This is a genomic window from Amantichitinum ursilacus (assembly GCF_001294205.1).
GTDB classification, from domain to species: domain Bacteria; phylum Pseudomonadota; class Gammaproteobacteria; order Burkholderiales; family Chitinibacteraceae; genus Amantichitinum; species Amantichitinum ursilacus.
This window is the reverse complement of record NZ_LAQT01000014.1, coordinates 1-25,625: the sequence shown is the minus strand read 5'-3', so window position 1 is coordinate 25,625 and position 25,625 is coordinate 1. Positions and strand designations below refer to the sequence as shown.

Here is a 25,625-nt window from a genome sequence, read left to right as displayed (position 1 = left end):
TTTAGCCATGATATTTCCTTCTCGAGAACTTGAAATATGCCAGCGAATTATGGAGCTGATGGTGGGAATTGAACCCACGACCTCTCCCTTACCAAGGGAGTGCTCTACCCCTGAGCTACATCAGCGCATCTGGAGCGGGTGAAGGGAATCGAACCCTCGTCGTAAGCTTGGAAGGCTTCTGCTCTACCATTGAGCTACACCCGCTTAGAGCCGTACAACGACTATTCAATCTACTTCTGATCACGCTGCCGGTTACTGGCCAGCGGAGAAGATTACTCTTCACGACCGCGTATTTGGTGGAGGGAGAAGGATTCGAACCTTCGAAGGCGGAGCCGTCAGATTTACAGTCTGATCCCTTTGGCCACTCGGGAATCCCTCCTGAACGAGAACGGCATTATGGCGACGGCTCAGATTTGTGTCAAACCTTTTTATCCCCCAGCCCCACAAAAGATCACAATTGACTGATTTGTCGGGATATTTTTCCATCAAATTTTTTTAAAATACTTCTGCACACGTTAATTGGCCCGGATAAACGCCAGGCAAATGGCATATATCGTTCTTCGATAGCGGTTTGTTCCGGCACAGCCTTCGCCAATTGATCAATCGCGACAGCGTCGGGTCGCCGGTTCAATACTATTTGCGCCGCTCGCGCGCGTTATATATATGCAATCCGGAGAAACAGTGCCTACAACATTAATTTCATTTTTTTTGCGTGAGAGTGTTGACACCCAAATCGGCATAGTGTTTAATTCGGTCCTCTCGAAGGCCAGTTAGCTCAGTTGGTAGAGCAGCGGATTGAAAATCCGCGTGTCCGTGGTTCGATTCCGCGACTGGCCACCAGAATTAAATACATTAAAGCCGATCAGCAATTGTTGATCGGCTTTTTTGTTTTTGTGCTTCGGCTTTCTTCAGACGTTTTTTCTGCGTTTGTTTCCCCGTCCTTTTCGCTCCTTTCAATTGCCTCCTGTCACCGATATACGCGCGGCTTAAGCCCTTACCCACCCTGCAAGCCGCGATTCTTCTTACGCGAAGCGCCAAAGCTTTACCAAAATTGACACAAGCCAGATTTCAATCATTGCCAGAATTGACGCCTATATCGTTTAATTCTGATACGTCGGAAATGTTTACAAACATTCTGCAAGGCTTTCGCCTGTTGGCGTATAGCCGCGTATCTACCAAGTAATCAGGGGAGCAACATGATCAATCTGTCCGGCGCGAAAGCACTCCGCGCCTCTGGCCTGGCGCTGACCACGGCCGCAATGCTGGTGTTAGCCGGCTGCGGTGGCGGCTCCGATGGCAGTTCACTATTCAATGGCGGCGGCACCACAGGCACGCCGACTCCGACCTCCACCCCAACTGCGGTACCGACCCCGGTTAGCGCAATCAGTCTGCTCGCTACTAGCCCGACGCTTAATAGCGATGGCGCCACCCCGGTTACGATTTCAGCTTTGCTGAAAGACAGCACGAACAACGTGATTCCGTCACAAGCGGTTTCGTTTACCGTGGATAGTGGCGCAGTCATTGTGACGAATGGCGGCCTGACGGACAGCACGGGCGTGGCGAAAGCGACGGTTACTACGGGTAATGACGCCACTAACCGCACGATTACCGTAACTGCCACTTCTGCATCGATGAGCAAGACGATCGTTCTATCTGTGAGCGGCACTTCTCTGCAACTGTCAGGCGCGACCAGCCTGGCCATCAATGCTACGACCAACCTGACTGCGACCCTGACCGACTCTTCGGGTAAGGCACTGGCCAACCAGTCCGTTTCGCTCAAATCGGCCTTGGGTAACACATTCTCTGCGGCAGGTGCGCCGGTGACATCCGCGACGACCGATACCGCAGGCACGGTTACTTTTGCCTATAACGCCGTGAACAGCGGCAGCGATACCGTCACGATCAGCGCGTTGGGCGCATCCGTCAGCAAGAATATTACGGTGACCAGCCAGGTGTTCACGCTGAGCCCGACTACCAACTCGCAGGCCGGCGTCGACTTTTCACAGACTCCCCCGACTGTCGTACTGAATACACCGATCTCGTTGACGCTGCATTACGCCAATGGCAGCACGCCTCTGGCAGGCCGCACCATTACGTTCAACGCCACCCGCGGTACGATCAGTTCCACCAATCCTGCGACCACTGATGCCAATGGAAATGCGGTTGTTACACTGCAAAGCGCTACGTCTGGCCAAGGTACTGTGACCGCCAGCACGAGCGGCATCACCGGTTCGTATGACGTTTACTTCCTTGCCACGAATCCCACCAGCGTCAAATTGCAGCCGAACGTTTCAAAAGTTTCAGCTGGCGGCAGCACGACCGTCACCGCAACTGTCCGCGATGCCGCCAATAACCTGGTGCGTGGCCAGCAGGTGTCCTTTACGGTCACCAACGATACGACGGGCGGGACGTTGTCGACCGCAACTGCGACGACCGATGATTATGGCCAGGCCTCTACCAAATATACGGCTGGCGCCGTGTCTGGCGGCTCGAATGGCGTAACCATCACGGGTACCGTCACGGGCACCAGCCCCGCTGTATCCGGAACCACGACGCTGACCGTCGGCGGCACTGCGCTCTTTATCACATTGGGTACGGGTAACACGATTTCTACCGGTGCGGGCAGCGGTGCTTCCACTCAGTACTCCATGCCGTATCAGGTACTTGTTTCGGACTCGGCTGGCAATCCGGTAAAAAATGTTGCAGTAACGGTTGCCGTGATTCCGCAGTTCTACAGAAAGGGGTCGTATGCCCAAGGTAGCGCGGCATGGGTCCAGACCATCGCAACTCAGTGTGCTAACGAAGATTCCAACCGTAACGGTATTCTCGATCCGCTTGAAGATATCAACGGCAATGGCACCCTGGAGCCGGGCAACGTCGCTAACGTGCTCTCCGCGACTGGCGTTACGACAAATACGGTGACCACTGACGACACGGGTAGCGCCTTTATCCAGATCGTGTATCCCAAAGACCGTGCATATTGGGTCGGTGTGACACTGTTTGCTACCGCAACTGTTTCGGGCACCGAAGCCAACAGCTCGGCGAATTTTGTGCTGCCAGGTATCACGGGTGACTACACGAACCTGAGTGCCGACCCACCGGGTCGTTACAGCCCGTACGGCGTGGCATCCTCGTGCACTAACCCGCTTTAATAGTTGGGTTAGAATCCAAAACGCCGCAGCAATGCGGCGTTTTTTTTGCCCGTGGTCGGCGGCGACAGGCTGCGTTGAAACTCACCACCCGATCGCGTCATTCCTCCTCGGGCCGCCAGCCCCACACCTTCAGATCAATTCGTCCGCCCTCCCCAAACTCCACGCCGTCCGCCTGCAGCAGCATGCGTTGCAGATCATCATTGCCATCCAGTCCACGGGCGCTGACGCGGCCGGTGCCGTTGATTACGCGGAACCAGGGCACGTCGCGGTCGGTTTTGCCGAGCGCGCGGCCGACCAGTCTGGAGTGACGCGGATAACCCGCCAGCGCGGCAATCTGGCCATATGTGGCCACTTTCTGCGGGGGGATGCGGGCAACGACGTTGATAATGGCGGCAGAAATCAGGCTGGACGGCGTTTTGTTGGGTGGGCGCATGGGTGAGCAGGTCAGAAGCTTCGGAAGGCTCTCAGCATAGCAATGCGTCGCTTTGCGCCAAAGCCCCGCCGCGCATCAAGGTTGGCCACGGGGCCCGATCCAGCACTGATGCAGCTCGCCGAACGCCGCTCGCCACTCGCCACTCGCCACTCGCCGTCCCAACCTCACCTCACCACCTCACTCACTTCGTCCACGTCCGCGAGAGCAACGGCAACGACAACGACAACGACAACTTCGACGGTGAGCAGACGGTGCCGACAATGAAAGTGCGCCGCCTTTGCCTCAACGTTCGCCGTGGTACCGCGACGACAGCCGTAGACACTGACCGCGCCGCCCGCCATCGCCGCCATCGCCGCCCTCCTTCGCCAGCCCTCGCCGCCATCGCCCGGCTTCAACCTCGTGCGTCTCACTGTTCATAGCAAGCACCAGCCCAACCAGGTCCCCAATCGCCGCGCATAAAAAAGGGCAGCCGCAGCTGCCCCTCTTACTTCAATGCGCCGGCCCGCAAGCCGACGCCTCCTTCCGCGTTACTTGCGTTCCACCTGGGCCACATCACGCACCGCGCCGGTATCCGCGCTGGTGGTCATTGCCGCATAGGCGCGCAGCGCAGCGCTCACATAGCGTTCACGATCAGTCGGCTTCCATGCCGCCGCCCCGCGGCCTTCCATGCGTTCCCGGCGTGCTGCCAGCTCTTCGTCATGGATGACCAGATGGATCGTGCGATTCGGGATGTCGATTTCGATGGTGTCGCCTTCTTCCACCAGGCCAATCGCGCCGCCTTCAGCCGCTTCCGGCGAGCAATGGCCAATCGACAAGCCCGACGTACCGCCCGAGAAGCGGCCATCCGTCAGCAGCGCGCATTGCTTACCCAAGCCCTTGGATTTGAGATACGACGTCGGGTACAGCATTTCCTGCATGCCCGGGCCGCCCTTCGGGCCTTCATAGGTAATGATGACGATATCGCCTGCAACGATCTGGTCATCCAGAATGCCCGCCACCGCGTCGTCCTGGCTCTGGAAGATACGCGCGCGGCCGGTGAATTTGAGGTTGGAATCATCCACCCCCGCCGTCTTCACAATACAACCGCGTTCCGCGATATTGCCGTACAGCACGGCCAGTCCGCCGTCCTGGCTGTACGCATGCTCTTTGCTGCGGATACAGCCATCGGCGCGGTCCAGATCCAGCGTCGGGTAGCGCATTGATTGCGAGAACGCGATGGTGCTGACCACGCCGCCCGGTGCGGCGCGGTAGAAGTGGTGCGCCACGCTGTCTTCGGGCTGGCGTTTGATATCCCACTTGTCCAACGCGTCTTTCATGGTCGGGGCGTGCACAGTGTGGGCGTTGCCGTGGATCAGGCCAGCGCGGTCCAGCTCGCCGAGAATGGCCATCACGCCGCCTGCGCGATGCACATCTTCCATATGGTATTTCTGCGTCGCGGGGGCGACTTTGGCCAGGCAAGGCACGCGACGGCTTACCTTGTCGATGTGCGACATCTTGAAATCAACGCCCGCTTCGTTGGCCGCAGCCAGCAAATGCAGCACGGTATTGGTGGAGCCGCCCATGGCCACATCCAGGCTCATGGCGTTTTCAAACGCTTCAAACGTCGCGATATTGCGCGGTAGTACGCTGCTGTCTTCTTGTTCGTAATACCGGCGCGCCAGATCAACGATGGTGCGGCCCGCCTGCAAAAACAGTTGTTTACGGTCGGCGTGGGTGGCCAGCATCGAGCCATTGCCCGGCAGCGACAAACCCAGCGCTTCGGTCAGGCAGTTCATCGAATTGGCGGTAAACATGCCGGAGCAAGAACCACAGGTGGGGCAAGCCGAGCGTTCCATCGATGCCACTTCGGCGTCGCTGACGTTGGGGTTGGCCGCTTCGATCATGGCGTCGATCAGATCGACATGGCGCTCTTCGCCGCGCCATTGCACCTTGCCCGCTTCCATCGGGCCGCCCGAGACAAAAATCACCGGAATGTTAAGGCGCATTGCGGCCATCAACATGCCCGGGGTGATCTTGTCGCAGTTGGAAATGCACACAAGCGCGTCGGCGCAGTGAGCGTTCACCATGTATTCCACCGAATCGGCGATCAGATCGCGGCTGGGCAGGCTGTACAGCATGCCGCTATGGCCCATGGCGATGCCGTCATCCACGGCGATGGTGTTGAATTCTTTGGCGATACCGCCGGCCTTTTCGATTTCGCGCGCCACCATCTGGCCCAGGTTGTGCAAGTGCACGTGGCCCGGCACAAACTGGGTAAACGAGTTGGCAATCGCGATGATCGGTTTGCCGAAATCATCGTCTTTCATGCCGGTCGCGCGCCACAGAGCGCGGGCGCCGGCCATGTTGCGGCCGTGGGTCGAAGTGCGGGAACGATAGGCGGGCATAAAACGGGTCCTTGAAACCGGATAGCAATGTCGTCGCATTACGCGCGACGGAACAGGCAGTTTACGAGTAAACGGATCGAGTTTCGAGTAACACCTGGGCCGGAATGTGGATGGTGATTACGCGAAGATTAAACAGGCTTGTGGCCCGTTTGGCGGGAAAGGCGTTGCTGTATAATGCCCGATTTTATCCAGAAGCCGCCCCACATGCTAACTCACCCGCATTTCAACCCTGTCGCCATCCAGATCGGCAAGGTGGCGATCCATTGGTATGGGTTGATGTACCTGATCGGATTTCTGCTGTTTCTGGCCTTGGGGCGCATGCGCATCAAGCAAGGACGCCCCGCGGGCTGGCAGCTCAGCGAGCTGGATGACCTGTTGTTCTACGGCGTGCTCGGCGTCATTCTGGGCGGCCGTCTCGGCTATGTGTGCTTCTACAAGCCCGACTTTTATCTGGGCCACCCGCTCGATATCGTCAAGGTATGGGAAGGCGGCATGTCGTTCCACGGTGGTTTTATCGGCGTGCTGGTGGCCGTGTGGGCGTTTGCGCATAAAACCAATCGTCGCTTTTTTGAAGTCAGCGACTTTATTGCGCCGTTGGTGCCGCTGGGCTTGCTGTTCGGGCGGCTGGGCAACTTTATTAATGGCGAGTTGTGGGGCCGCGTCACCGATCTGTCGCTGCCGTGGGCGATGGGATTTCCCACTGCCGCCACCGCCGACGCCACGGCCGCGATGCGTAATCCGCAATGGGCGCGCTGGTTATCGGATTACGGCATGCTGCCGCGCCATCCGTCGCAGCTGTACGAAATGCTGCTCGAAGGCGTGGTGCTGTTTCTGGTGCTGTTTATTTATTCCAGCAAGCCGCGCAAGGTGGGGCAGGTTTCGGCGCTGTTTATGCTGGGCTACGGCATCAGCCGCTTCTGCGTTGAATTCACGCGCGAGCCTGATGATTTCCTCGGCTTGCTCAAGCTGGGCTTGTCGATGGGCCAGTGGCTGTCAGTGCCGATGATTATTCTGGGTATCCATTTGCTATGGATGTCGTCGCGTAAGCCGCGCTGAACCTCACTGCGTTGATTGTTGTGTACTAAACGCCGCTGCCCAGCGGCGTTTTTTTATGCTGCGGCGTCCTACCGCCCAAACCTTCCGCCCTTGCAGGATGGTCCCGGCGCGCCCACGTAATCGCAACACTTCTAAAAAACAGGAATTCCGCTGCATGGATGCAACCGCGCTCTGGTGGCTGCTGGCTTTGGTTTTAATGGGCGTTGGCCTGATCGGCACCGTGTTCCCCTTGCTGCCCGGCACGCCGTTTTTGTTCTTTGGCATGCTGGTGGGCGCGTGGGCTGATGGCTTTCGGCACGTGGGCTACATCACATTAGCGGTGCTGTTTGCACTGGTTTTGCTGTCGGCATTACTGGACTGGATTGCCGGCGCATTAGGGGCCAAGCGCGTGGGCGCCAGCAAGCAAGCGGTAACCGGCGCCTTTATCGGTTCGTTTGCCGGGATGTTTGCCGGCTTGCCCGGCCTGGTGCTCGGGCCGTTTGTTGGCGCGGTGGCGGGCGAGTTGTACGCCCGGCGCGACGTGCTGCAAGCGGGCAAAGTCGGCGTAACCACGTGGGTAGGACTGTTACTGGGCGCGATTGCCAAGGTGGCCATTGCGCTAGTGATGTTGGGTATTTTTATTTCTGTCTACTTGCTGACATAAAACATGCCGATTGTGCACTGTTCCGATTCAGCACTATATTGGTTTCAACCACAGGAGCAATGCACCACTATGGCCATCAAGCCGAACCCCACCGTAGAAGACCTGATCCAGCCGCAAGACCTGCAATTGCGGCTGCATCGGCATGAAGACGACCGCCGCCAGTCCGCGCCGGTGGCAGGCCCGTGGTTAACCGAGGAAGGCATCGTCATGGTGGACCGCCGCTCAGGCGACGAGCGCCGCCATGCCTGGACGCTGGCGCAAGACCTGGGCGACCCGGTGCCGCCCAGCGAAGAACATCACTAAAACGCGCCGCACGTGCTTAAAACCATTTCCGGAACTTGAAATAGCCCGCCAGGCTCACCGCAATCGTCGCCATCAACCCCACGCAATAAAAATAGCCGTAGCGCCAATGCAGCTCCGGAATGTGCTCAAAATTCATCCCGTAGATGCCGGCAATCAGCGTCAGCGGCATAAAGATGGTGGTAATGACGGTGAGCACGCGCATCTGCTGGTTCATACGGTGGCCCTGCAAAGACAGATACGTGTCTTGCAAGCTGCCCACCAGGTCGCGTAATGCCTCGGTGCTTTCGATCAATTGCACGGTGTGGTCATACACGTCGCGCAAATACAGCTGGGTTTCACTGCGAAAGAAATCGGGCTCGTCGCGCTGCAGCGTATTCACCATCTCACGCAATGGCCACAGGCCGCGCTTTACCGCCAACAAGGCGCGACGCAGCGTCTGCACGTCGGTCAGGCATTTGGGGCGCGCATCCACTTCCAGATCGTCTTCGATCTCTTCCATGCGCTCGCCCAGCGACTCCAGCACGGCAAAGTAGCGATCCACCAGTTTGTCCATCAGCGAATAAACCAGGTAATCCGCGCCCAGTCGGCGTAATTGCGACTGCGCATTCTGCAAATTGTCGCGGATGCCTTTGAACGTGCCGGATGCTTCTTCCTGAAACGTCAGCACAAAGCCGCGTCCCAGCACGATGCTGATCTGCTCGCTTTCGATGACCGCATCGGCATCCACGCGCACCAGCCGCGCCGTAATAAACAGATAGCCCGGGTAGATTTCCACCTTGGAACGCTGCTGCGTATTGAAAATATCTTCCATCACCAGCGGATGCAGGCCGAAATGATGCCCAATCGCCTGCAGCAATTCGGCATTGGCCAGGCCGTGCACGTTAACCCACAGCGTGCGCCCCGGATTGACATCCGGTAGCGCCGGGTGCGAATCGGTAAAGATGGTCTGCTTTAAATCGCCCTCTTCCGGGCCGAATTCGATCAACGATGCATCGGTATCGCGGATATCTTCTTTGCCCACATACAAAATCGTGCCCGGCTGCGCGCCTGCTTTGGTGGCGGCCAGGTGGTGTTTCAGACGGGGTGTTCGTGGATGATCAGATCGTGCCCGGCGTTTTGCCATGCCTTGCATTCCTCGTTGAGTGCATGTCGGGTAAGTGCGTGCGCGGCCAGCCAGCCGCGCGGCAATGAAAATACATAACGCTTATGCTCCAGTCGCAGCCGACAGCCCGGCTCGGCTTGCTCCAGCCGCGCCCGATGGATGATGCAGGCGAGGCGCAATGCCAGCGCGGCACGCCAGACGGGGTCGGCCGTGTGCTTGCCCAGTTTCTCCGGCTTGCCCCGTTGCGCCAGCGCCAGCGTGGCGATCTGGCTTTGCTCGCGACTGGAGAAGCCTGGCATATCGGCATATTGCAGAATGTAGGCCGAATGCTTGTGAAAGCTGGCATGGGCAATCGAGCGCCCGGTTTCGTGCAGCAAGCCGGCGTAATGCACGTCGCGGATTAATGCGGCGTCCAGGCCAATTTGCGTGGCCAGCGTGCGCGCCAGTTCCGCTACGCGCTGGGCTTGCGGCACGTCCACGTGATAGCGCTTCTGAAAGGTATGTACGGTATGGTCGCGCACATCATGTTCGCCGCGCCGGCCGAGCAAGTCATACAGCACGCCGTCGCGTAATGCGCCTTGCGTAATCTGCATATGCTGGATGCCCAGCAAGTCAAACACCGCCTGCATGATGGCAAAGCCGCCTGCCAGCACCGGCCGCCGGTCTTCGCGCAGACCATTGAGTTTGACCTTGTCGACATGCCCCGCCTGCAACAGCATCTGTCGCACCTGCGCCAGCCCCGCCTTGCTGATGCCGACGGCCGACAAGCCGTTCTGTTCCATCACATCGGCCAGCGAGCGCGCAGTGCCCGATGTACCAATGGCGGTTTGCCATTCACCCGCGTTGAACTCGCCCACCAAGGGCTGGATATATTCGCCCGCGGCGATCTCGGCGGCGGCCAGCCGGTCGGGCGTAATCGTGCCATCGGGAAAAAAACGCCGGCTCCACGACACACAGCCCATCACCGTGCTTTCAGTCACCAGCGGCGTGTGCTGGCGGCCGACGATAAATTCGGTCGAGCCACCGCCGATATCCACCACCAGACGCTTGTCGCGCGATGCGGGCAGGCTGTGCGACGCGCCGATATAAATCAGCCGCGCTTCTTCACGCCCGGCAATCACCTCAATCGGAAAGCCCAACGCAGCCTCGGCCTGGGCCAGAAAGTCCGCGCCGTTGCGCGCCACCCGGAAGGTATTGGTCGCCACCGCGCGCACTTGCGCTGCGGGCAGACCTTGCAGGCGCTCACCAAAGCGCGCCAGCGCTTCGGCGGCCTGATCGCGCGCGGCATCGCTCAGATGATTGTGCTCATCCAGGCCTGCGCCCAGCCGGATGGTTTCCTTCAGCGTTTCGATGGGCACCAGGGTCCGGTCCAGCAAACGGCAAATCTGCAGACGAAAACTATTGGAGCCCAGGTCCACAGCGGCGATCAGGGTATCGGGGGATTCAGCAGGCATGCAGGTTCTCTTGCGCGGCGTGCGCCGCAGGTGGGGCCACCTTAGCGAAGGCCGCGCTGGCTGACAACTTTTGTCATCCCACGCGGCAAGGGCTGATGCGCGGACAAAACAAAAGCGGCCCGCAGGCCGCCTTGTGCACTTCTCGTTAACGCTCAAGCCTCGTCGGGCGGCGCCATCACCAAGCGCTCGACTTCATCGGCCGTCTTGTGCCGCACATCCTGGCCTTTGACCAGGAACACCACTTGCTCGGCCACATTCACCGCCAGATCGGCAATCCGTTCAATCGCCTTGGCAATCCACAGAATATCCATGGTCAGCGAGATGGTGCGCGGGTCTTCCATCATCAGCGTAATCAGCTGGCGTTGCAGTGCCCGATATTCGTCGTCGATGCGACGGTCATCGCGAATCACTTCGGTGGCTTGCACGGCATCAAGGCGGGCAAACGCGTCCAGCGTACGCGACAGCATATCCAGCGCTTCTTCGGCCACATGGTTCAGTTCGTTAAAGCGCGGCACTTGCAGGCGGCCCGCTTCGTAGATGTTTTTGGTGCGCTGGCAAATGCGCGCGGCTTTGTCGCCAATGCGCTCCAGATCTTCCACCGATTTGATGACCGTCATCACCATGCGCAGGTCACCGGCGGCAGGCTGGCGGCGCGCAATCATGTGAATACACATGTCGTCCAGTTGCAGGTGCATCGCATTCACGCGAATTTCCTGTTCCAGCACCTTGTTAACGGTCACCAGATCGCCCGTGGCCAACGCTTCCATGGCCAGACGCACTTGTTCTTCCACCAACCCGGCCATGCCCAGCACGTTGGAGCGGATCGCTTCCAGTTCAGAGTCGAATTGTTTGGAAATATGTTCAGCCATGCGTTGCGTCTCCAGCGACGGACCAATGATCATCAAGCCGTGCAAAATAGCACGCTGTCATTAAAGATTTGTTTCAAGTCTGGCCAACCGGTGCAGCTTTTGCGCTGATTGGCCCCAAGCTTGTGTTTTTTACTTATAGGTCTTGACGCCCGACGCCGTGCCCAACAGCAATACATCGGCCCGACGACGCGCAAACAGGCCGTTGGTGACCACGCCCACAATCTGGTTCAGCTCGGCTTCAAACTTCGCCGGCTCGGTAATCTGCAAACCGTGCACATCCAGAATGATGTTGCCATTGTCCGTCACTACGCCTTCGCGATAAGCCGGATGGCCGCCCAGTTTGACGATCTCGCGCGACACATACGAACGCGCCATCGGGATCACCTCTACCGGCAACGGAAACTTGCCCAGCACGCTAACGTGTTTGGATTCATCCGCGATGCAGATAAATTGTTCGGCCACCGCCGACACAATCTTCTCGCGCGTCAGCGCCGCGCCGCCACCCTTGATCATCTGCAATTGCTGGTTGATCTCATCGGCGCCATCGACATACACCGGCAGCGTATCCATGCTATTAAGGTCAAACACCGCAATGCCATGGCCGCGCAGACGTTGCACGCTGGCTTCGGACGACGCCACCGCGCCTTCGATGCGGCCTTTGATCTCGGCCAGCGCATCGATAAAATAATTGGCCGTGGTGCCGGTGCCGACGCCCACAATGCAGTTGTCCGGCACATACTGGATGGCCGCGCGTGCAACCGCTTCTTTCAGTTCGTTTTGAGTCATGAGGTTTCCTCTGGTCTGAACCGGGCGCGGCGTACCCAGCCGCGCAAACCCTGCAATTGTACCAGCCAGCCTGTGCTGCGCGCGTTTGCGTCAGGGCAAGGTATGCAGATATTCGCGGATGCCCGACAACAGCATTTCGACGGCAATGGCAGTCAGGATCAAACCCATCAGCCGCTCAAACGCTTGCGTCAATTGCTCGCCCAGCCACTTGCTGATGCGCTCGGCAAATGCCATGGCCAGACCGCACACCAGCATCGTCAGCGCCAATGCGCCGATCCATTCAAAGATGCGCTCCGGCTCATGCGACACCAGCAGCAATACGGTGGCCAGCGCCGACGGCCCGGCCAGCAAGGGCACGGCCAACGGCACAATAAACGGCTCGCTGCTGCCGTCGTGGTCGCCAAATACGCCCTGCGCATGCGGAAACACCATGCGCAGCGCAATCAAAAACAGAATCACGCCACCGGCGATGCCCAGCGAGGTCTCGCTAAGATGCATCACCTGCAAAAACGCGCGGCCAAACACCATAAACGCCAGCAGAATGCCAAAGGCCACCAGTGTTTCGCGGATGATGACCAGACGGCGGCGATGCGCCGGCACGTTCTTTAATAGCGAAACAAATAGCGGGATGCCGCCAAACGGGTCGGTGACCAACAACAGCAGCACAAAGGCCGAAAGAAAGGTATGCGTCATGGCCGCCATTCAAGCACAAGGCGGGCTTGCTGCCCAATTGCCGCTAGCCCGAATGCGCTTGTATACAAGTTGGTACGGATATTGCTGCGTAATCCGGGCGACTCTTTGCTCGCCCTCATAAAAACAGGACACCACGATGCACGCTGCGACTTCTGATTTACCGCTTTGGGCCACCCGTTCAATCAATCTGGCCGACCCGCGCCTGGGCGCACGCGGTCTGGCCGCCAGCGACGAATTCTTCGCGCCGCTTAGCCGCATGCTCGACCCCGCGCCCGCGACGTTTATCCCCGGCAAATACGACGAAAACGGCAAGTGGATGGATGGCTGGGAAACCCGGCGCAAGCGCGTCATGGGCCACGACTGGAGCATGATCAAACTGGGCCGCCGCGGTGTGATTGCGGGTTTTGACGTGGATACCAGCCACTTTACCGGCAACTACGCACCCGCTATTTCGATAGAAGCCACCACCAGCGCCAGCGATGACATCAACGACCTGCAAGCCGCGCGCTGGACCGAGGTATTGCCCTCCACCAGCCTTAACGGCAATAGCCATCATTGGCTGAATTCGGTTGCTGCCGGTGAGTACACCCATCTGCGCATTCACATCTATCCCGACGGCGGCATCGCGCGGCTGCGCGTTTATGGCCAGCCGGTGGGCGCATTCAACGATGCCGACGCGCTTTACGATCTGGCCGCGCTGGAAAATGGCGGTCGCGCCGTGGCGTGGAATGACGCGCATTTTGGCCAGGCTTCCAATCTGCTGCTGCCCGGCCGCGGCATCAATATGGGCGATGGCTGGGAAACCCGCCGTCGCCGCGAGCCCGGCAACGACTGGTGCCTGATCGAGTTGGGTGCGCCCGGCATCATTGAGCGCATCGAAGTCGATACCGCGCACTTCAAAGGCAATTACCCCGATCGTTGCATGCTGCAAGCCGCGCTGATGCAGGGCGGCACCGATCAATCGCTGATTACGCAAAGCATGTTCTGGCCGGTGCTATTGCCCGAGCAGCCGCTGCAGATGGACGCCATCCATACGTTTAGCTCGCAGTTGGCCGCGCTGGGGCCGGTAAGCCATGTGCGGTTGAATATCATCCCGGACGGCGGCGTATCGCGGCTACGCTTGTGGGGCAAGGTGGCGCGATGAGCAACGGCGTCTATTCCATTGCAGTCGAACCGCTGACGGCCGCCGCGTTTGCGCCATTTGGTGATGTGATCGAGGCCAGCAACGCCGCGCGCCATTTCAGCATCAATGGCGGCAACACCGAGCGCTATCACGATCTGGCAAACATTGAGGTCGATGCGGGTGCGCGGCCGATCATCAGCATCTTCCGCGGGCAGCCACGCGCGTTGCCGCTCACGTTAACGATGCTGGAGCGGCATCCGCATGGCAGCCAGGCGTTTATGCCGCTGCAGGGAAGGCCTTATCTGGTAGCGGTGGCGCCTGCAGGCGAGCACGTGGCCTTGAGCGACATCCGCGTGTTTCTGGCGCGTGGCGATCAGGGCGTTAATTACTCGGCGGGAACCTGGCACCATCCGTTGTTGGCACTTGATGGGGTCAGCGATTTTCTGGTGGTCGATCGCGCGGGCGAGGGGCCGAATTGCGATGAGATGGATTTGCCACTGCCGGTGCTGATCACGCTATAGGGCGGGTCTTGGCCACCACTCAACGGCCATAAATCCAGACCGCATGGTTCGGATCTCTGGCTTTGGGTGGTGGGTCATGACCCACCCTATCAGTGCGTGGGTTTAAACCGCCTGGCGTGCCGGGCGGATGCTGACGGCGCTGGTTTTCATGATCATCAGATAAGACACGCCACCCAAGGCGCAGCCAATAAACCAGTTAAAGTCAGCCAGCGATTTGATGCCGGCAAACGTAATCAACAAACCCGCCGCCACCGAAGGCACCAATGCATACAGCGCGCGTTTGTTAACCCCGTTTTCATACCAATACGCGCCGCCGGCTTTGTCCTTGTACAGGTCATCGATTTCAATCTGCTGATTACGTACCAGATAGAAATCCGCCAACAAAATCCCGAACAGCGGACCAATAAACGCGGCGAGCGTATCGAGCGTGTAGTGAATCACGTCGGGTGAATTAAACAGGTTCCACGGCGTAATAAACACCGAGCCGATAGCCGCAATAAAGCCACCTGCGCGGAAAGACACGCGGGCCGGGCTGACATTGGAGAAATCGAAAGCTGGCGACACAAAATTGGCCACGATATTGATGCCGATGGTGGCCGTTACAAAGGTAAACGCACCCAGCAATGCCACGGTGGTGTTATCGATCCTGGCAACCACCTGAATCGGATCGGTAATCATGGCGCCGAACACGGGAATGGTGCCCGAGGTAATCACCACGGTCACAATCGAAAAGAACAGAAAGTTGACCGGCAAACCCCAGAAATTGCCGCGTTTAACTTCAGAAAACGATTTGCCATAACGCGAGAAATCGCCAAAGTTAAGCATCGGGCCAGAGAAATAAGACACCACCAAAGCAATGGCGGTAATCATCGGGCCAATTGCATCCATGCCGTGATATTTAACATCGCCCAGCGTGAAATTGATTTTGCCAGGGCCCGCCTTCATCACAATCCACAGCGCCAGCATCACCATCACGACATAAACGGCGGGACCCGCCCAATCGATAAATTTCTTGATGGTTTCCATGCCGTTCCAGAACACCACGGCCTGCAGCACCCACATGATCATGAAGCCCATCCAGCCCATATAACTGAGGCCGAGAAATTGCGTGTGGGTAAGGGATTCCAGCCCAGGAAAGAAACGCAGCAACACAATGGTTAATGCGCTGGAGGCCAGAAAGGTTTGAATGCCGTACCAGGACACCGCAATCAGTCCGCGAATAATCGCGGGCACATTGGCGCCCCAGACACCGAAAGCCATCCGGCAGATCACCGGATAAGGCACGCCGGCCATCTGGCTGGGCTTGGCCACCCAGTTGGCAAACAGGTTAACCAGACAGATACCCACCAGCAGCGACACCAGCACTTGCCAGCTCGACAAGCCCAGCGCAAACAAACTACCCGCAAACACATAGCCGCCCACGCTATGCACATCGGACATCCAGAAGGCAAAGATGTTGTACCAGTTCCAGTCCTGCTTTTTAAGCGGGCCCAGATCCTCGTTGTACAGCCGGTCGCTATAACCGGCAGGGGTTTGCTCAGACATTGAATGACTCCTGACCTGTTGGATTCACTGTATCTCGCGCCGTGTGGCCGGCCGCGAAACGCGTTTTGTATACAATCAGATGCTTGTGCCCCGCCTGGTCATTCGGTTGCGTGGATGGGCCAGCGACCTCAGTGCAGCAAAAAGCGTTCCAGCGTTTGTCACTGACAAGCGTTTGAGCTTTCACTATGATTGCAGCGCGCTGTGGCGCTGCTGTTGTATGCGCTGAAATTCGCGAAACTTTGTATACAATTTTTAATAACATCGCATACAAAACTGCCTGTAATTGGTGCAAGCCGCACCGGCAATGGGCAAAAAGAAGGCAAACATGTCGAGCCGAACCCGCGACGAAATCATCTACGAAAACCTGCACGCGGCGATTTTTGAAGTGCAGCTACCGCCGGGCACGCGGCTGCCCGAAGACGAACTGGCGGAAACCTTTGGCGTATCGCGCACCGGCATCCGCAAAGTGCTGCAGCGGCTGGCGCACGAGCGGCTAGTGGATATCATCCCCAACCGCGGCGCGTCGGTGGCGCAGCCTTCCGTCAAAGAAGCGCGCGAAGTCTTTGCCGCACGCCGCATGATTGAATGCGCTGCCCTGCCCCAGGTGATCGGCCATGCGCGCCCCGCGCAGATCAAGGCGTTGGGCGCGATCATGTTAAAAGAAGACGAAGCGCAACTGGCGGGCAACCGGGCCGCGGCCATCCGCTATTCGGGTGAATTCCACCTCGCGCTGATCCGCATCGCCGACAACGACACGCTGGCGCATTTTCTTGGCGAGCTGGTGGCGCGTTCCTCGTTGATCATCGCCACCTATGGCGCGCCCATTGCGGTGTCTTGCCGCCATTCCGAACACGAACAAATCCTCGACCTGATCAGCAACCGCGCTACGGCCGAGGCAGTGGCCTGGATGGACCAGCATTTGCTATCGGTAGAGCGCAGTTGCAGCTTTGCGCAAGAAGAAGCCGAGCCCGATCTGAAGACCATCCTCGGCAGCATCGCGCAACGTGGCACAGGACTTGCATAGCTACTGGCTCTAACCCGCCAGGAGTGCCCATGCGTATCCGTGTGATCAACCCCAACACCACGGCCGCGATGACCGACAAGATCGGCACCGCAGCCTTGCATGTGGCACGGCCCGGCACCGAAATCATTGCGGTCAATCCGCTGAGCGGGCCGGTGTCGATCGAATCGCATTTTGATGAGGCAGTCGCCGCCATCGGGGTATGTGAAGAAATCCGCGCGGGCGAGCAGGCAGGCACCGACGCCTATGTCATTGCCTGCTTTGGCGACCCCGGCCTCTACGCGGCACGCGAACTCACCCGCGCCCCGGTCATCGGCATCGCCGAAGCGGCCTTTCATATGGCCAGCCTGATCGCAACGCGCTTTTCTATCGTCACCACCTTGGGCCGCACCGGCATCATCGCCGAGCGACTGCTGGACGAATACGGCATGGCCGTGCGTTGTCGCAAAGTGCGCGCCGCCGAAATCCCGGTGCTGGAACTGGAACATAATCCGCGCGCCGCGTTTGAGCGCATCGTGGCGGAATCCTTGCGCGCCAAGGCCGAAGACAACATCGGCGCCATCGTACTGGGCTGCGGCGGCATGGCCAATCTCACCGACGCGATTTCGGCCGCGGTTGGTCTGCCGGTGGTGGAAGGCGTGACCGCCGCCGTCGCACTGGCCGAAGCGATGGTGTCGCTGAAGCTACAGACCAGCAAATTCGGCGACCTCGATACGCCTCCCGCCAAAGCCTTCGTCGGCCAGTTTTCTCATTTCTCACGCTAAGGACGCCGCAGCGATGAACCCCAGCGCCTACCCGCGTGACCTGATCGGCTACGGCCGCAACCCGCCGCATGCGCAATGGCCCAACCGTGCGCGCATCGCCGTGCAGTTTGTGCTCAATTACGAAGAAGGCGGCGAGAACTGCGTATTGCATGGGGACCCGGCCTCCGAGCAATTCCTCAGCGAGATGTTTAACCCGGCCGCGTTTACCAATCGCCATCTTTCGATGGAATCGATCTATGAATACGGCTCGCGCGCCGGGGCGTGGCGCATCCTGAAAGAATTCGAGAAACGCGGCCTGCCCCTGACGGTGTTTGGGGTGTCGATGGCGTTGGAGCGTAATCCGGAATTCACCCAGGCCTTGGTCGAACTGGAGCACGAGATCGCCTGCCATGGTTGGCGCTGGATTCATTACCAGGACATGCCTGTGGCCGAAGAACGCGAGCACATGCGTGTCGGCATGGACATCCTCGAACGTCTAACCGGCCAACGCGCGCTGGGCTGGTATACCGGCCGCGACAGCCCCAACACGCGGCGCCTGGTGGCCGACTACGGCGGGTTTTTATACGACTCCGATTACTACGGCGACGACCTGCCATTCTGGACCGAGGTGACGCGCTCGGATGGCGAAGCGGTACCCCATCTGATCGTGCCGTACACGCTGGACACCAACGACATGCGCTTTGCCTCGCCGCAAGGTTTTGGCACCGGCGAAGAATTTTTCACCTATCTGCGCGATGCCTTCGATGTGCTGTATGCCGAAGGCGCGGACAGCCCGAAGATGCTGAGCATCGGCATGCACTGCCGCTTGCTGGGCCGCCCCGGTCGCATGCGCGCGCTGCAACGTTTTCTGGACCATATCGAATTGCATGATCGCGTCTGGGTGTGCCGGCGCGTGGATATTGCCCGGCACTGGCGGGAGGTGCATCCGTTTGTGGGGCGCTGATCACCATTGCAACTCCACGTCGCCAATGTTGGCAAAGTCCGGCCACTCCAAACCAGCCTCCCCGCTCATGGCCAGGTCCCGCGAGGCCTGGGCCCAGCCCGCACGCGGATCGGCCGGTAGAAGCTGCGGATCATTATTTGAAGGTTGATCAATCATGGCAAAGGCGCGAAGTTTTCGGATACTTCTGACATTACACCCCCAAGCAGCCTTGAAGCTCCAGGACAATTCTCTTTTTCCGCGGCAACGAAAAAGGACGCCGCAGCGTCCTTTTTCATTCCGGCCATCCAGCTTGCGCCTTACCAGACGCCAATAAATTCCAGGATGCCTTCCGCCGCCTGGCGGCCTTCGTAGACTGCGCGCACCACCAGATCCGCGCCGCGCACCTGGTCGCCACCCGCAAAAATCTTCGGGTTGGCGGTCTGGTGTTTGTACGGTTGACGCGCCGGGGCCACGGTGCGGCCGCTGGCGTCGGTGGTGACGCCTTGTGCGGCAAACCATTCGGCCGCCTCCGCCTGGAAGCCAAACGCCACAATCACGTGATCGCATTCGATGACTTCTTCCGAGCCCGCGATGTTCTCGGCGCGCTGGCGGCCTTTTTCATCGGGCTCGCCCAGGCGCGTGGTGACCAGCGTGAGCGCCAGGCTACCGTCGACGTTTTTGCTGATGCCGATCGGTTGGCGGTTCCACATGAATTCGACGCCTTCTTCGCGCGCATTGGCCACTTCGCGGCGCGAGCCCGGCATATTGGCCTCATCACGGCGATAGGCGCAAATCACCTGGTCCGCGCCTTGGCGTACCGAGGTGCGGTTGCAATCCATCGCGGTATCGCCCCCACCCAGCACCACCACACGTTTGCCTTTCATCGAAACCGGCTCTTCGTCCACCGGCAGCGTGTCCATCGACTGGCGCACGTTGTTAATCAAGAACGGCAGCGCTTCGAGTACGCCCGGTAAATCCTCACCAGCAAAGCCGCCGCGCATGTATTTATAAGCGCCCATGCCCATAAACACAGCGTCATATTCGCTCAGCAATTGCTCGATGCTGATATCGCGGCCAATTTCGGTGTTAAGGCGAAATTGCACGCCCATGCCTTCCATGATTTCACGGCGGCGAGCGACGATTTCTTTTTCCAGCTTGAATTCGGGAATGCCAAAAGTGAGCAAGCCGCCAATTTCTTCATAGCGATCAAATACCACCGGTTTAACGCCATTGCGCACCAGGATATCGGCCGCGCCCAAACCGGCCGGGCCGGCGCCGATAATGGCGACCTTTTTATCGGTCCAGATTACGCCGGACATATCCGGGCGCCAGCCCTGGTCATAGGCCGTATCGGTAATGTATTTCTCCACCGAGCCGATCGACACCGCACCAAACCCGCCGGTATTGAGCGTACAGGCGCCTTCGCACAACCGGTCTTGCGGGCAAACGCGGCCGCAGATTTCCGGCAATGAATTGGTTTTATGGCTTAGCTCGGCCGCCTCAAACAACTTGCCTTCTTTCACCAGTTGCAGCCAATTGGGAATGTAGTTGTGAACCGGGCATTCCCACTCGCAATACGGATTGCCGCAAGACAGACAACGGCTGGATTGATCCGCCGCATCAGCCGCGCTGAGCGATTGATAAATTTCCTTGAAAACGTGCACGCGTTCGCGCGCCGGCACTTTATCGCCGGGGTTGCGCGCCACATTCATAAACTGGAATACATCTGCAGCCATAATTACCTCGATGTGATCGGGCCTGTACGGCCCCATCCTCGTCAATTCGGTTGGGTTAAACCCGCGCTTTGATCAGTCTTTGAGCAGATCGTCGAGCTTGGCCGCTTTCGGCTTCACCAGCCACACGTTGTCGACGGCTTCGTCAAAGTCTTCCAGCATGGCCTGGGCGCGCGCCGAACCGGTTTGCGCCAGATGCGCTTTCAGTCTGGCTTTAAGGAAAGCACGCACCGCGCCATAGGCTTCGCCGTTAATCAAATTGATATCGACCAGCTCGTTGTTGTAGCGATAGGCAAATTTCTCGACCGGGTCATACACCAGCGCAAATCCGCCGGTCATACCCGCGCCAAAGTTATAGCCGGTTTCGCCCAATACGATGACGGTGCCGCCAGTCATATATTCGCAACCGTGATCGCCTACGCCTTCCACCACGGCCAAAGCACCCGAATTGCGCACGGCAAAACGCTCACCGGCGCGGCCCGCGGCATAGAGTTCGCCCCCGGTAGCGCCATACAGACATGTATTGCCCACAATCACCGCATCGTGCGCGGCAAATTCGCTGACCTTGGGCGGATAGATCACCACGCGGCCACCGGCCATGCCTTTGCCGACGTAATCGTTGGCGTCGCCTTCCAGTTCCAGCGTTAAACCGGCTGCATTCCACACGCCCAAAGACTGGCCCGCCGAACCATACAGTTTGATATGCAGCGAATCGTCCGGCAGCCCAACTGCGCCATGCGCTTTGGCGATTTCGCCAGACAAACGCGCGCCGATTGAACGATTCACGTTGCTCACTGGATATTCAAACCGCTGTTTAGCCTTGCTGTGTATACCGGCAATGGCATCGGCCACCATGCGTTCGGCCAGCTCGCCTTTATCAAATGAGGGATTGCGGTCTTGCGTGCAATAGCGCGGTTCGCTCTCGGGGATGGAACCCTGGCTAAGCAACACATCCAGCCGCAATTTCTTTTGGCGCTCGGTGGCGCCTTCGGCCAGCGCCAGCAAATCGCTGCGCCCGATCAATTCGGCCATCGAACGCACACCCAGCTTCGCCATCCATTCGCGGGTTTCGCGCGCGATAAAGGTGAAGTAATTGACCACCATATCCGGCAGGCCAATAAAGTATTTGCTGCGCAGTTTGATTTCTTGCGTGGCGACGCCCGTGGCGCAGTTATTTAAATGGCAAATACGCAGATATTTGCAGCCCAGCGCCACCATCGGGCCGGTGCCAAAGCCGAAGCTTTCCGCGCCCATCATCGCCGCCTTCACCACATCAAGGCCGGTCTTTAAACCGCCATCGGTTTGCACGCGCACGCGGCCACGCAAGCCATTGGCGCGCAATACTTGTTGCGCTTCGGTCAGGCCTAATTCAAATGGCGTGCCCGCGTATTTAACGCTGGTGAGCGGCGATGCGCCGGTGCCCCCGTCATAGCCCGAAATGGTGATCAAGTCGGCATAGGCTTTAGCCACGCCTGCGGCAATGGTGCCAACGCCCGGTTCGGCCACCAGCTTGACTGAGACATACGCGGCCGGATTAACCTGCTTCAAATCAAAAATCAGCTGGGCCAGATCTTCAATCGAATAAATGTCGTGATGCGGCGGCGGCGAAATCAAACTGATACCGGGCTTGGAACAGCGCAAGCGCGCAATCAACGGACTGACCTTATCGCCGGGCAACTGGCCGCCCTCACCCGGCTTGGCGCCTTGCGCCACCTTGATCTGCAGCACTTCGGCATTCACCAGATAATGCGGCGTAACGCCAAAGCGGCCCGATGCCACTTGCTTGATCTTGGACATCTTCAGCGTGCCATAGCGCGCCGGGTCCTCCCCGCCTTCGCCCGAATTGGAACGCCCGCCCAGGCGGTTCATGCCTTCGGCCAATGCTTCGTGCGCTTCGGGGCTTAATGCGCCCAATGACATGCCGGCCGAATCAAAGCGCGCCAGAATGGCGGCTTCCGATTCGACTTCGTCCAAAGGAATGGCGCGGCGATCGTCCAGCTTTAGCGACATCAAATCGCGCAGCATCGCCACCGGGCGTTTATTCACCAGCTCGGCGTAGCGCAAATAATCTTTGTAATCGCCGTTCTGCACGGCCTTTTGCAATTGCATTACCACGTCGGGGTTATACGCGTGGTATTCCTCGCCAAACACATACTTGAGCAAACCGCCCTGCTGGATTGGCCGCATCGGATTGAAGGCAAGTTTATTCAGGCGCAAGGCGTCCGCTTCAAAATCGCTAAAGGTGGCGCCGCCAATGCGCGACACGGTGCCCACCATGCATTGCTTGATGACCTCTTCGCCGATGCCCACCGCTTCAAACAACTGAGCGCCGCGATAAGACGCAACGGTCGAAATCCCCATCTTGGACAGGATTTTCAGCAGGCCTTTATTAATGGCTTTGCGGAAGTTATTGGCGGCTTTTTCCAGCGGATATTCAATCGCGCCGGTATCGACCAGTTCTTTGATCGTCTGATAAGCCAGATACGGGAATACTGCCGTCGCGCCATAACCAATCAGGCAGGCAAAGTGATGCGGATCGCGTGCGGTGGCGGTTTCTACCACCAGGTTGATCTTGCAACGCAAGCCGGCATTTACCAACGCGTGGTGTACCGCGCCGGTGGCAAATAAAGCGTGAATCGGCAAACGGCCCGCCGCGATATGTTTATCGCTAAGCACCACAATCACGGTGCGATCATTGCGCACGCTGGCCAGCACTTGATCCTGCAAATGCTGTACCGCTTGCTGCAGATCGTGTTGCTTGGGGTCGTAGGTGATATCAAAGATAAACGGCTTGTAATCGTCACCCGGTAAAGACGTTAACGCGTCGAATTTATCGCTGGATAGCACCGGCGAGCGCACTTCCAGGCGCTTGGCGTTATCTTCGGTCACCGAGAACACATTGCGTTCCGGGCCAAAGCAGGTATTCAGCGACATCACAATCGCTTCGCGGATCGGATCAATCGGCGGATTGGTGACCTGGGCAAATTGTTGGCGCAAATAATCAAACGGCGAGCGCACTTTTTCCGACAATACCGCCATTGGCGTATCGTCGCCCATCGAGCCAACGGCTTCTTGCCCGTCCGCCGCCAACACCCGCAGGATTTGATCGCGTTCTTCAAATGTCAGCTGGAATTGCTTCTGGAAGATCAGCAATTCGGATTTGCCCATTTCGGGCAAAGGGCTGCTGTCTTCGGCCAGTTCCAGCTGGATTGCGTTTTTCTTGATCCATTTGCGATAGGGATGCGTATTCTTGAGCCGACCATCAATGGTCTCGGTATCGAGGAATTCGCCGGTCTGCATATCGACCGCCACAATCTGGCCAGGTTTGACGCGGCCTTTCTTGACCACGTCTTCCGGTTTGTAATTCCACACGCCAATTTCCGACGCCACGGTGAAATGGCGGTCTTTGGTAATCACATAACGCGCCGGGCGCAAGCCATTGCGGTCGAGCATACAGCCCGCGTATTGGCCGGTGGTCCAGACGATACCGGCCGGGCCATCCCACGCTTCCATATGCATGGAGTTGTATTCATAAAACGCGCGCAAATCGCGATCATTGTTATCGACGTTTTGCCAGGCTGGCGGCACCAGCATGCGAAAGGCGCGGAATACATCCATGCCGCCCAGCATCAGGCCTTCCAGCATATTGTCGAGGCTCATCGAGTCGGATCCATCGGTTTGCACAATCGGGCGCACCGCCTGCATATCCAGATGTTCGGAATGCATGATGGCTTCGCGCGCCTTGGCCCATAAGCGATTACCCATCAGCGTATTGATTTCGCCGTTATGCGCCAGAAAACGGAACGGTTGCGCCAGTTTCCATTGCGGCCAGGTATTGGTGGAAAAACGCTGGTGATAAACCGCCAATGCTGATTCAAAGCGTGGATCTTGCAGATCGCGATAAAACACCGGCAGGTTTTCGGGCGTTACCAGGCCTTTGTAGGACAGCGTTTGCGAATTAAGCGTAGGGATATAAAACGCAGGATCGCTATTGCGGTTTTCTTTTTCCGCCATGCGCCGCGCCTGATATAACTTGCGCTCAAAATCGTCTTGCGCCATGCCTTCCGGCGCATTCACAAAGATCTGCTTGATGGCGGGCAAGGTGCGCAAGGCGTATTCGCCACAGGCCTCGATATCGATCGGCACCACGCGGACGCCCGCGACGTTCAGGCCCTGATCCTGCAAGGTCTGCTGCAACGTCTTGAGCGAGGCCGCACCGACGCTTTCATCTTGCCCGACAAACACCAGGCCCGCCGCATACAGCGCATCAAGCGTAAAGCCCAACTCGCGCGCCACGGTGCGCAAAAAGCTGTCCGGCTTGCCAAACAGCAAACCACAGCCATCGCCCGACTTGCCATCCGCCGCCACCGCGCCACGGTGGGTCAGGCTGGCCAGCGAAGAAATAGCGGTTTTAACCAGCCAGTGGCTGGGCTTGTTATCCATTTGCGCAATCAGCCCGAAACCGCAGCTATCTTGCTCAAACTCGGGACGATACAACGTTCCGCCCAACCAGCTTTGTCTATCCATGGCACGACCTTTAAAGAAACGGCGCAAACAGCGAAAAGGTATTTATCTTAATCAAATATCAGGGTTATCCACAATGCATAGACCGCAATGCAGCAAAGGCGTTGCGGATGTCGTGAACGCAGGCGCGAAAAGACTGGCAGCACCGCGCCAGCAAGACCAGGGAAGCCGCAAGCAAACCCCGAACGAGAAATCATCCCGCAACCCCGTTCAAGGCGGGCGGGCAAACACAATACCAGGACGAAGTGGATGCCATCGCGGCACGGCCGAAAACCCGGATCGAGGCACGGGTGCGTTTTGAAGTGCGGGCAGAGGCGTACTTGTTGATGGCTTTGAGTGGTGGGTCTCGACCCACCGTATGCCCGCATCACTCGTTCACTGCCACGGCCCGGCATCCACGCCCACCCGATGTTGCGCAGCAACGAGGCAACACGCCTGGCAAACCAGCGCCATTTCCTGAGCGGGCGAAGGTAGGAGACAGCGCAGCGGCTCCGACTGAGCCTCGCGTCCGCGGAGCGGCAGCTACAAAACCCGGTTATCCAGACGGTTAGTTTCGGCTTTTGACCTTATCCCTTCTGCGCAGCTTTACCGCGCGGA

19 protein-coding genes and 4 tRNA genes are annotated in these 25,625 nt (G+C 58.5%); 10 read left to right on the top strand and 13 right to left on the bottom strand.

Annotation, left to right across the window (positions count from 1 at the left end; genetic code table 11):
- Positions 1–50: 50 nt before the first annotated feature.
- The 3 genes from WG78_RS15235 to WG78_RS15225 all read right to left on the bottom strand — a co-directional run bounded on the left by WG78_RS15235 (position 51) and on the right by WG78_RS15225 (position 379).
- A tRNA-Thr gene (locus WG78_RS15235) sits at positions 51–125 on the bottom strand.
- Between the two features lie 5 nt (positions 126–130).
- Positions 131–204: transfer RNA gene (locus tag WG78_RS15230), tRNA-Gly, on the bottom strand.
- A gap of 90 nt (positions 205–294) precedes the next feature.
- Positions 295–379 (bottom strand) — tRNA-Tyr (locus WG78_RS15225).
- 385 nt (positions 380–764) lie between these two features.
- Between WG78_RS15225 and WG78_RS15220 the strand changes: the two genes are divergently transcribed.
- Positions 765–840, top strand: a tRNA-Phe gene (locus tag WG78_RS15220).
- A gap of 356 nt (positions 841–1,196) precedes the next feature.
- Positions 1,197–3,152, top strand: coding sequence for an Ig-like domain-containing protein (locus WG78_RS15215; RefSeq protein WP_053938702.1), 1,956 nt, complete (start codon positions 1,197–1,199; stop codon positions 3,150–3,152).
- Between the two features lie 97 nt (positions 3,153–3,249).
- Here WG78_RS15215 and WG78_RS15210 read toward each other — a convergent pair whose 3' ends face one another.
- Both WG78_RS15210 and ilvD read right to left on the bottom strand, forming a co-directional pair.
- Positions 3,250–3,585, bottom strand: a complete 336-nt coding sequence (locus tag WG78_RS15210) for an MGMT family protein (protein WP_053938701.1) — start codon at positions 3,583–3,585, stop codon at positions 3,250–3,252.
- A 527-nt stretch (positions 3,586–4,112) separates the two neighbouring features.
- A complete protein-coding gene (gene ilvD / locus WG78_RS15200; protein ID WP_053938699.1) occupies positions 4,113–5,969 on the bottom strand; it encodes a dihydroxy-acid dehydratase in 1,857 nt (618 codons plus the stop codon).
- 204 nt (positions 5,970–6,173) lie between these two features.
- On the opposite strand from ilvD, the gene lgt reads away from it, so the two are divergent.
- The 3 genes from lgt (at position 6,174) to WG78_RS15185 (ending at position 7,971) form a co-directional block, all read left to right on the top strand.
- On the top strand, positions 6,174–7,025 hold the full coding sequence (lgt, locus tag WG78_RS15195; RefSeq protein WP_053938707.1) for a prolipoprotein diacylglyceryl transferase: 852 nt from the start codon (positions 6,174–6,176) through the stop codon (positions 7,023–7,025).
- A gap of 154 nt (positions 7,026–7,179) precedes the next feature.
- Complete coding sequence (locus WG78_RS15190) at positions 7,180–7,668, top strand: DUF456 domain-containing protein (RefSeq protein WP_053938698.1); 489 nt, start codon at positions 7,180–7,182, stop codon at positions 7,666–7,668.
- Between the two features lie 69 nt (positions 7,669–7,737).
- Positions 7,738–7,971 carry a hypothetical protein gene (locus WG78_RS15185; RefSeq protein WP_053938697.1) on the top strand — a complete coding sequence of 78 codons (234 nt, stop codon included), beginning with the start codon at positions 7,738–7,740 and terminating at the stop codon, positions 7,969–7,971.
- Between the two features lie 16 nt (positions 7,972–7,987).
- Here the strand turns inward: WG78_RS15185 and corA are convergent, their stop codons facing one another.
- The 5 genes from corA to WG78_RS15160 form a co-directional block, all read right to left on the bottom strand.
- On the bottom strand, positions 7,988–9,094 hold the full coding sequence (gene corA, locus WG78_RS15180; RefSeq protein ID WP_236692056.1) for a magnesium/cobalt transporter CorA: 1,107 nt from the start codon (positions 9,092–9,094) through the stop codon (positions 7,988–7,990).
- Positions 9,046–10,527 (bottom strand): exopolyphosphatase, encoded by a 1,482-nt coding sequence (ppx, locus tag WG78_RS15175; protein ID WP_152969232.1) that lies wholly within the window; start codon positions 10,525–10,527, stop codon positions 9,046–9,048. The genes corA and ppx overlap by 49 nt, the downstream gene beginning before the upstream one ends.
- A gap of 152 nt (positions 10,528–10,679) precedes the next feature.
- Entirely contained in the window at positions 10,680–11,396 is a 717-nt protein-coding gene (phoU, locus tag WG78_RS15170; protein ID WP_053938705.1) for a phosphate signaling complex protein PhoU, read from the bottom strand.
- Between the two features lie 129 nt (positions 11,397–11,525).
- A complete protein-coding gene (gene rpiA / locus WG78_RS15165) occupies positions 11,526–12,182 on the bottom strand; it encodes a ribose-5-phosphate isomerase RpiA (RefSeq protein WP_053938695.1) in 657 nt (218 codons plus the stop codon).
- 90 nt (positions 12,183–12,272) lie between these two features.
- Positions 12,273–12,875, bottom strand: a complete 603-nt coding sequence (locus WG78_RS15160; RefSeq protein WP_053938704.1) for a MarC family protein — start codon at positions 12,873–12,875, stop codon at positions 12,273–12,275.
- Positions 12,876–13,011: 136 nt separating this feature from the next.
- Between WG78_RS15160 and alc the strand changes: the two genes are divergently transcribed.
- Together alc and WG78_RS15150 are read left to right on the top strand one after the other, a co-directional pair.
- On the top strand, positions 13,012–14,019 hold the full coding sequence (gene alc, locus WG78_RS15155) for an allantoicase (RefSeq protein WP_053938694.1): 1,008 nt from the start codon (positions 13,012–13,014) through the stop codon (positions 14,017–14,019).
- On the top strand, positions 14,016–14,519 hold the full coding sequence (locus tag WG78_RS15150) for an ureidoglycolate lyase (protein WP_053938693.1): 504 nt from the start codon (positions 14,016–14,018) through the stop codon (positions 14,517–14,519). Before alc ends, WG78_RS15150 begins: the two co-directional genes overlap by 4 nt.
- Positions 14,520–14,621: 102 nt before the next feature.
- On the opposite strand, the gene WG78_RS15145 is transcribed toward WG78_RS15150, so the two are convergent.
- Positions 14,622–16,064, bottom strand: a complete 1,443-nt coding sequence (locus WG78_RS15145) for an NCS1 family nucleobase:cation symporter-1 (protein WP_053938692.1) — start codon at positions 16,062–16,064, stop codon at positions 14,622–14,624.
- A 325-nt stretch (positions 16,065–16,389) separates the two neighbouring features.
- On the opposite strand from WG78_RS15145, the gene WG78_RS15140 reads away from it, so the two are divergent.
- Genes WG78_RS15140 through puuE form a run of 3 tightly spaced genes read left to right on the top strand, consistent with a single transcriptional unit; the run spans position 16,390 to position 18,792 of the window.
- Positions 16,390–17,088 carry a GntR family transcriptional regulator gene (locus tag WG78_RS15140; protein ID WP_161805129.1) on the top strand — a complete coding sequence of 233 codons (699 nt, stop codon included), beginning with the start codon at positions 16,390–16,392 and terminating at the stop codon, positions 17,086–17,088.
- A 29-nt stretch (positions 17,089–17,117) separates the two neighbouring features.
- Complete coding sequence (locus WG78_RS15135; protein WP_053938691.1) at positions 17,118–17,849, top strand: aspartate/glutamate racemase family protein; 732 nt, start codon at positions 17,118–17,120, stop codon at positions 17,847–17,849.
- A 13-nt stretch (positions 17,850–17,862) separates the two neighbouring features.
- Positions 17,863–18,792 carry an allantoinase PuuE gene (gene puuE / locus WG78_RS15130; RefSeq protein WP_053938690.1) on the top strand — a complete coding sequence of 310 codons (930 nt, stop codon included), beginning with the start codon at positions 17,863–17,865 and terminating at the stop codon, positions 18,790–18,792.
- 296 nt (positions 18,793–19,088) lie between these two features.
- On the opposite strand, the gene WG78_RS15125 is transcribed toward puuE, so the two are convergent.
- Together WG78_RS15125 and gltB are read right to left on the bottom strand one after the other, a co-directional pair.
- On the bottom strand, positions 19,089–20,507 hold the full coding sequence (locus tag WG78_RS15125) for a glutamate synthase small subunit GltD family protein (protein WP_053938689.1): 1,419 nt from the start codon (positions 20,505–20,507) through the stop codon (positions 19,089–19,091).
- Positions 20,508–20,579: 72 nt separating this feature from the next.
- Positions 20,580–25,031 carry a glutamate synthase large subunit gene (gltB, locus tag WG78_RS15120; protein WP_053938688.1) on the bottom strand — a complete coding sequence of 1,484 codons (4,452 nt, stop codon included), beginning with the start codon at positions 25,029–25,031 and terminating at the stop codon, positions 20,580–20,582.
- Between the last annotated feature and the right edge of the window lie 594 nt (positions 25,032–25,625).

Bases quoted from the DNA above. Each gene is read 5' to 3' on its own strand.
- WG78_RS15215 (WP_053938702.1), top strand. From the start codon at position 1,197: ATGATCAATCTGTCCGGCGCGAAAGCACTCCGCGCCTCTGGCCTGGCG.
- WG78_RS15210 (WP_053938701.1), bottom strand. From the start codon at position 3,585: ATGCGCCCACCCAACAAAACGCCGTCCAGCCTGATTTCTGCCGCCATT.
- ilvD (WP_053938699.1), bottom strand. From the start codon at position 5,969: ATGCCCGCCTATCGTTCCCGCACTTCGACCCACGGCCGCAACATGGCC.
- lgt (WP_053938707.1), top strand. From the start codon at position 6,174: ATGCTAACTCACCCGCATTTCAACCCTGTCGCCATCCAGATCGGCAAG.
- WG78_RS15190 (WP_053938698.1), top strand. From the start codon at position 7,180: ATGGATGCAACCGCGCTCTGGTGGCTGCTGGCTTTGGTTTTAATGGGC.
- WG78_RS15185 (WP_053938697.1), top strand. From the start codon at position 7,738: ATGGCCATCAAGCCGAACCCCACCGTAGAAGACCTGATCCAGCCGCAA.
- corA (WP_236692056.1), bottom strand. From the start codon at position 9,094: ATGGCAAAACGCCGGGCACGATCTGATCATCCACGAACACCCCGTCTG.
- ppx (WP_152969232.1), bottom strand. From the start codon at position 10,527: ATGCCTGCTGAATCCCCCGATACCCTGATCGCCGCTGTGGACCTGGGC.
- phoU (WP_053938705.1), bottom strand. From the start codon at position 11,396: ATGGCTGAACATATTTCCAAACAATTCGACTCTGAACTGGAAGCGATC.
- rpiA (WP_053938695.1), bottom strand. From the start codon at position 12,182: ATGACTCAAAACGAACTGAAAGAAGCGGTTGCACGCGCGGCCATCCAG.
- WG78_RS15160 (WP_053938704.1), bottom strand. From the start codon at position 12,875: ATGACGCATACCTTTCTTTCGGCCTTTGTGCTGCTGTTGTTGGTCACC.
- alc (WP_053938694.1), top strand. From the start codon at position 13,012: ATGCACGCTGCGACTTCTGATTTACCGCTTTGGGCCACCCGTTCAATC.
- WG78_RS15150 (WP_053938693.1), top strand. From the start codon at position 14,016: ATGAGCAACGGCGTCTATTCCATTGCAGTCGAACCGCTGACGGCCGCC.
- WG78_RS15145 (WP_053938692.1), bottom strand. From the start codon at position 16,064: ATGTCTGAGCAAACCCCTGCCGGTTATAGCGACCGGCTGTACAACGAG.
- WG78_RS15140 (WP_161805129.1), top strand. From the start codon at position 16,390: ATGTCGAGCCGAACCCGCGACGAAATCATCTACGAAAACCTGCACGCG.
- WG78_RS15135 (WP_053938691.1), top strand. From the start codon at position 17,118: ATGCGTATCCGTGTGATCAACCCCAACACCACGGCCGCGATGACCGAC.
- puuE (WP_053938690.1), top strand. From the start codon at position 17,863: ATGAACCCCAGCGCCTACCCGCGTGACCTGATCGGCTACGGCCGCAAC.
- WG78_RS15125 (WP_053938689.1), bottom strand. From the start codon at position 20,507: ATGGCTGCAGATGTATTCCAGTTTATGAATGTGGCGCGCAACCCCGGC.
- gltB (WP_053938688.1), bottom strand. From the start codon at position 25,031: ATGGATAGACAAAGCTGGTTGGGCGGAACGTTGTATCGTCCCGAGTTT.